The sequence below is a fragment of the Candidatus Krumholzibacteriia bacterium genome (assembly GCA_029865265.1).
Classification (GTDB): Bacteria; Krumholzibacteriota; Krumholzibacteriia; order WVZY01; family JAKEHA01; genus JAKEHA01.
Genome location: JAOUHG010000075.1, coordinates 1 through 5,490 on the forward strand (window position 1 = coordinate 1; position 5,490 = coordinate 5,490).

7 protein-coding genes are annotated in these 5,490 nt (G+C 66.6%); 4 read left to right on the forward strand and 3 right to left on the reverse strand.

Annotated features, from left to right (window positions below):
* Positions 1–589 (forward strand): hypothetical protein (locus tag OEX18_15500; protein MDH4338669.1); only part of this gene is annotated, 589 nt, incomplete at its 5' end.
* A gap of 6 nt (positions 590–595) precedes the next feature.
* Here the strand turns inward: OEX18_15500 and OEX18_15505 are convergent.
* On the reverse strand, positions 596–1,246 hold the full coding sequence (locus OEX18_15505; GenBank protein ID MDH4338670.1) for an energy transducer TonB: 651 nt from the start codon (positions 1,244–1,246) through the stop codon (positions 596–598).
* A gap of 74 nt (positions 1,247–1,320) precedes the next feature.
* On the opposite strand from OEX18_15505, the gene OEX18_15510 reads away from it, so the two are divergent.
* Together OEX18_15510 and OEX18_15515 are read left to right on the forward strand one after the other, a co-directional pair.
* Complete coding sequence (locus tag OEX18_15510; GenBank protein ID MDH4338671.1) at positions 1,321–1,947, forward strand: CDP-alcohol phosphatidyltransferase family protein; 627 nt, start codon at positions 1,321–1,323, stop codon at positions 1,945–1,947.
* Between the two features lie 187 nt (positions 1,948–2,134).
* A complete protein-coding gene (locus OEX18_15515; protein ID MDH4338672.1) occupies positions 2,135–2,473 on the forward strand; it encodes a hypothetical protein in 339 nt (112 codons plus the stop codon).
* Positions 2,474–2,476: 3 nt separating this feature from the next.
* Here the strand turns inward: OEX18_15515 and OEX18_15520 are convergent, their stop codons facing one another.
* Together OEX18_15520 and OEX18_15525 are read right to left on the reverse strand one after the other, a co-directional pair.
* A complete protein-coding gene (locus OEX18_15520) occupies positions 2,477–4,480 on the reverse strand; it encodes a GWxTD domain-containing protein (GenBank protein ID MDH4338673.1) in 2,004 nt (667 codons plus the stop codon).
* A gap of 133 nt (positions 4,481–4,613) precedes the next feature.
* The gene (locus OEX18_15525; protein MDH4338674.1) at positions 4,614–4,991 is read right to left on the reverse strand and encodes a hypothetical protein; all 378 of its coding nucleotides are present in this window, start codon (positions 4,989–4,991) and stop codon (positions 4,614–4,616) included.
* 316 nt (positions 4,992–5,307) lie between these two features.
* Between OEX18_15525 and OEX18_15530 the strand changes: the two genes are divergently transcribed.
* The coding region (locus OEX18_15530; protein ID MDH4338675.1) for a hypothetical protein at positions 5,308–5,490 on the forward strand (183 nt) is incomplete at its 3' end.

The window sequence follows — 5,490 nt, forward strand, 5'->3', positions numbered from 1 at the left end:
GAGCGGGCACGTGCACGTGTATGCGATGGACGATGGCGCTCTGAAGATGACCTGGGAGGTCACCACGCTCGGCTCCCGCGCCAGCAGCATCATCGTCGCAGATCTCTACGGCGACGGGAAGCTCCAGCTGCTGATCTGTTCGGTTGCCGGCCGGGTGCTCATCTACGACCTGGCCACCTATGAACTGGACTGGGAGAACCAGCAGCTCCGCTACAATCGCGTCGACCATATGGCGGTGGCGCAACTGGACGGCGACCGGCAGCTGGAGGTCGTCATCCTGGCCGACGACCGGCTCTTCATATTCGACGGGTACAACCGCAACGTGCAGTGGAGCAGCACCACCAACATGATTGCGAACTTCGTCGTGATCGGAAACGTGGACGATGATCCCCAGCCGGAGATCGTGCTCAACAGCGGCATCATCGTGGACAGCCGCTTCTTCAACATCCAGTTCCAGACCGATCAGGTGTTTGGCGACCGGCTGGCGCTGGCGGACCTCACCGGTGACGGCTTCCCGGAGGTGATCGGCGAGTTCGCCGACCGCTCGCTGCGCGTGTTCGACGTGTGGCGGGGACGCGAGGTGTGGTAGGGGGAATCAGCGCTTCTCTTCGAAGTCGATGCGGACCTGTGCCCACAGTTCCGCGGGCTCTCCGTTCACCCTTCCCGGGGTGAACTTGATGCGGCGGGCGGCGTCCAGTGCCGCCCGCAGGCAGTCGGGCGCGATATCGGCCGCCTGCGGCACCACTTCGCGAATCCGCCCGTCCCGGGCTACGAGAATGCGGACGTCCACGTGGCGGCCGATGCAATGCTTCAGCCGGCGGGTTTCCGGCCACGTGATCTCAACCGGGCGCGGCGGAATGGTTTCCTGGCGCCGTGTGCCGCCCCCCCGGCGCGGTTCGGCGGCATCACCCAGTATGTCTCCCACGTCGATGGTTTCCATGGCATCCAGTTGGCCCTCTCCGTCGCGTTCCCGCGGTTCGGGCGTGGGGGGCGTCGGCGTGACGCTGCTCAACTCGGGCTCGGCGGGAAGCTCCGCGTCCGCGTCCTCGACGTCGATCTGAATGGCGATGATCGCATCCGGCAGGGAGGACGAACTCGAACCGCGCGCGCCGGACGGCGCGTCGACGTCGCGCAGCAGGAAATCGAAGTACTCGGGCCGAACGAACAGCAGGAGTGCCAGGTGAAAGGCCAGGACGATACCCCCGATCACCCACCACTTGCGTCTGGATTCTTCGCGGCGGGTCATGGCGCTGGCGCCGCCCCGGGATACCGGCCCGTGCGCGGCGGGCAGGGCCGCCGTCGTGTGGTATGGTGGCGGGCGTGACTGCGCGCATCACCGTTCCCAACGTCCTCACCATGTCCCGCATGGTGATGGCCCTCGCGGCGGCCCTCCTTGCCATCGCACACGCGCCGCAGGCGGCCGTCGGCATCCTGATCGCGGCCGCGCTCCTCGACGCGTTCGACGGCTGGTACGCGCGCGCCTTCTCCCAGTCTACCGCGCTGGGTGCTCACCTGGATCCGCTCGCAGACAAGGTCCTCATGGGTGTGGTGTTCGTCTGGGTCGGCGTCGAATCCCGCTCTCCCTGGGTGTGGGGGTTGGTCGCGCTGGTCGCGTTGCGCGAGACGGCGGTGACGCTGCTGCGCGCATACAGCCTGCGGCGGCACGGGCGGTTCATTCCCGCCAGCCGGTTCGGCCGCATCAAGATGCTGACCCAGAGCATCGTGGGGCTTACACTGCTTTCCGTCATGCATTTTCTGGGGCGGGAGGTGCCGGTGGTAGTGACCGTCACCGGGCTGGTGGGGATTCTCATCGTCTCGTACGCGTCGGGTGTGGGCTATCTCTCGGTGTGGCGCTCCGGCGGGTTGGGGATGGGGCGGCCGGTTTCGCCCGGGGAACAGGCGCCGGAGGAGCCCCGGCGCGTATCCGCCGGGCGCCGGGCCGGGTGACGTCCACCAAGCAAAGGGGCCTGCCGCCGACCACAAGCAGACCCACTTTGCGCTACTTACCATGGTTAGGCTGGTAGCACTGTCAAGGTACGAGCGGTCTTGGACGTTGTCAAGGCGTTCGCCAGCCGTTATCTTCCCGACGGTGTTGCTTTCAATCCTGAATCGAGTCGTGGCGGTCGCGTTGTGCGTGACCGTTTTCGTCAGCGGGCTGCCGCCCGCCCCCTCGCGCGCGGCGGACGGTGAGGTGGCGGCCGCTACCGATGCGGCGGAGGTTGCGAGTACGGTCTCGTACCGGTTGCGCGACGCAGTGCCGGCGTCGAGCTTCATCGCCGCGCCTCCGGACTCGACCGAGGACGACTTCTTTCTCCCCGAGGAAACCGACAACAAGAAACTGGTCCGCGACATTGCCGTGTTCGTAATCGTGGCGGCATTCGTTGCCTTCTTCATCATCAAGGTATTCATCGAGAAGGATCCGGATCCTCCGCCCGACGATCCCAACGGCAAGCCCATTCCCCCCCCGCAGTAGCCGTCACTCGCGTCCGGCTACGCGCGCCTCCTGCCTGCGAAAGGGTGTGTGACTCGTGGCCCGGTGGCCGGAGTGCACATCCGTCACCTCGATCAGCAACTGGTAGGGGCCCGGCGCCAGCCGGTCGATGTCGATGCGGACCGCTTCGTGGTCCTGGTGCCGCGATCCCTGGCGCCGGAAGGTCTGGGCGATGGCGGCCTGCCCCCCGAAGCCCATCTGCGCCACGATGTTCCGGCCCCAGCGCAGCCACGAGGGCGTGTCCTCGTCGACGCCCGGGTAGATGGCAAAGCGAACGTCGTAGACGGTCGACCGCGCCACGCGCGCCAGGTTGTAGATCTCCACGTAGACTCCCAGCATCTCGCCCGGCCGGTACGCGCGATCTATGCGCGGCCATACGCGCTCGCCGCCGCGCGTGATTGCCGACGCGGCGGGGCCGTCCTGCGCGGTGAGAAGGATGTCGCTCAGGACGAGCTCGTTTCCCATGAAGCGCGATGCGTCCGCCTCGCCCAGCAGCAATGCGCGCGCGGCGCCGGTGCCGTCTTCGAAGGCGCAGGCAAAATGAAAACGATCGAAGGGGATGCGGCTGCTGCGCACGAACTCGTAGCTGCTGCGCCCGCCCTCCCGCCGTTGCGGCACCTCCGCCGAGCGCACCTGCTGGGCGGTCGTACCGGCGCGGCTCCAAACGGGGTCGAACCACGCGGTGCGGACGTTGAATGCGTTCACACGCGACATGTCGGCCACCGAGCGCAGGCTGTCGGCGTCGACGAGCATGGCGAGATAGACGGTGGCCGCCATACCGTCATCGCGAAACGCCACCACGTCCAGCATGCCGGGAATGGGTGCGGCCAGCGCCTCCACCTTGCTCTGCGCCGGAGACTCGCGCAGCATGTGCATGGTCAGGCCGGCCGATGCGGGAATGCGCGGATTCCCGTTGAGGTACTCGTCCACGAACAGAAACTGAAAGAGCACGCCGCCCAGCACGTACGACCACACCTGGATCCGTCCGCTGGTGGGGTCGTCGCCGAGGCTGTGGTAGATGGTTGCCGGCTTCCCGAACTTGAGGAACGTTTCGCCGCGATCGGTGTTCCAGCCGCGGCGCGGCGAGCGGGGTGGGGAGTACAACGCGTCGCAGACGAACATGCGGTACAAATGCTCGAGTTTCGAGCGGTTGATTGCAGTGGTGGGATCTGGATCGCGCCGTACCCAGTGGGCGCGCGCCAGCGAATCCTGGTCCGAGGACGCGTACCGCTTCTGTTCGGTCCCGGTCATGATGCGCTTCACCCGGCCGTAGGCGAGGCGGGTCTCTTCGTCGAGCAGTTCCAGACCACGCGTGAAGTCTCTGTCACACGCCCGCAGATCCTCCTTCTCAAAAGCGAGGGTGGCTCGGTAGAGCGGAAACTCGGCGCGATCGGGAAAGCGCCGCATCATGCGCGTGCACTCGGCGGAAGACGTGTCCTCGAGGGCGTAACGCGCCACCAGGTACTTGAAGGCCGCATCGGCGTTGGTGGTGTCGCAGTCAACCACAGCGCGGAGTTCGCGGCGGGCGGCCAGCAGGTCGTCGCCAAAATCGTTCACGCGCTTCCAGTTGTGGAAGTGGTAGAGACCGATGAGATAGTGGGCGTCGCAGCGCCGGGGATCGCGCCGCAGCACCTGGTCGAAGCAGGCCACCGCGTCCGGGAAGAAGCGCTGCGCGTAGTAGGTGCGCCCCAGCTCCATGCGCACATCCATGTCGTCGGGGAAGCGGGCCTTCGCATCTTCGAGAACCTGTTGCGACCGCAGGCGGTCGACGATGGTGCCACGCTCGCGGTAGACCTGGCCCAGCAGAATGAACCCCGCGGGACCATCCAGGCGGCGATGAGAACGCTGCAGCCAGTCCACCGCCGCCGCGGTGTCTCCGTCGGCCAGGGCGCGCAGCGCGGGGGCGAGGGGATCGCTCCCGCCTCCGTCCTGCGCCCGCATCCCCGCCGGGGTCGCCAGCAGCAGGAGTGCGATCAGGGTGCGCAGCATCATACCCTGCAAATATAGCGGCGCGCGTCGCATTCGAAAAGCGATTGGTTTACATGACAAAACGGCGCGACGGCGATTGCTCGCCGCCGCGCCGCCGTGCGGGGGCCCATTGCCTCCGCCTGTACCCCTGAAACTAGAGGCTCACCGGTGTTCCGAGCGGGTCTTCCTTGCCCCGGAATGACACGGTCAGACCCGCGGATGCGTCCCTGGTGACGACCCGGAACGCGAGGCTGTTGCCACGCTTGACCGGGTTGTCGCCGGTGCGGAACATCACGTTGGAGCCCGACGCAATGCCGACCCAACCCTTGGGCGCGCGGATGTCATCGATGGCCGCGCCGTTGATGGTGACGCCATAGACGTCGTCCGTGTTGGAAGACACGGTGATCGCCAGCGTCGTCAAACCTGCGTCCTCACCCGCGACCGCCTTGGCCGCCGTCGGGTTGTCCGCCCACGCCGGCGCGATCATCGCCACGCCGAGAAGGACGAGCATGAGAATCATGGACCGCTTCATAACTGATCAACTCCTTGGATGCTTACTCTGCTGCTGCAATAACGGTCGGTTGATCGCTCTGCGCCTCGAAAAGGCCGGCAGAATGCCCCGGCGGTGCACCGTTTCCGGGGGAACCGCGGCCCGTTCAAAGGCTTCGATTGAGGGTTCCATTGTACCACGTCCGGGCCCGTCGTGTCGAGATACGTGGCGTTGGTATGCGGCAATCCCCATGCTTCCCATTCGCCTTGTGGGCGACGGGGGTGGCTTGTATCATGGCGCGCGACAACGCCCCCCGGCTGCGGCCCGTAACTGGACCCGTGAGAGGATGGACACAACCATGAGAATGAATCGTCTGGCGGTGCTCGCCCTGGCGGGCGTGATGCTGCTCCCGGCACTGGCGTCGGGCGAGATGGTGCGACTGCGTGACGGCTCGTCGCTGCGAGGCCGGCTGCTCGCGGTGGAGGGGGACAGCCTCATCCTGCGGCTGGCAATCGGGCCCCGGGTGAAGGTTCACCGCGCG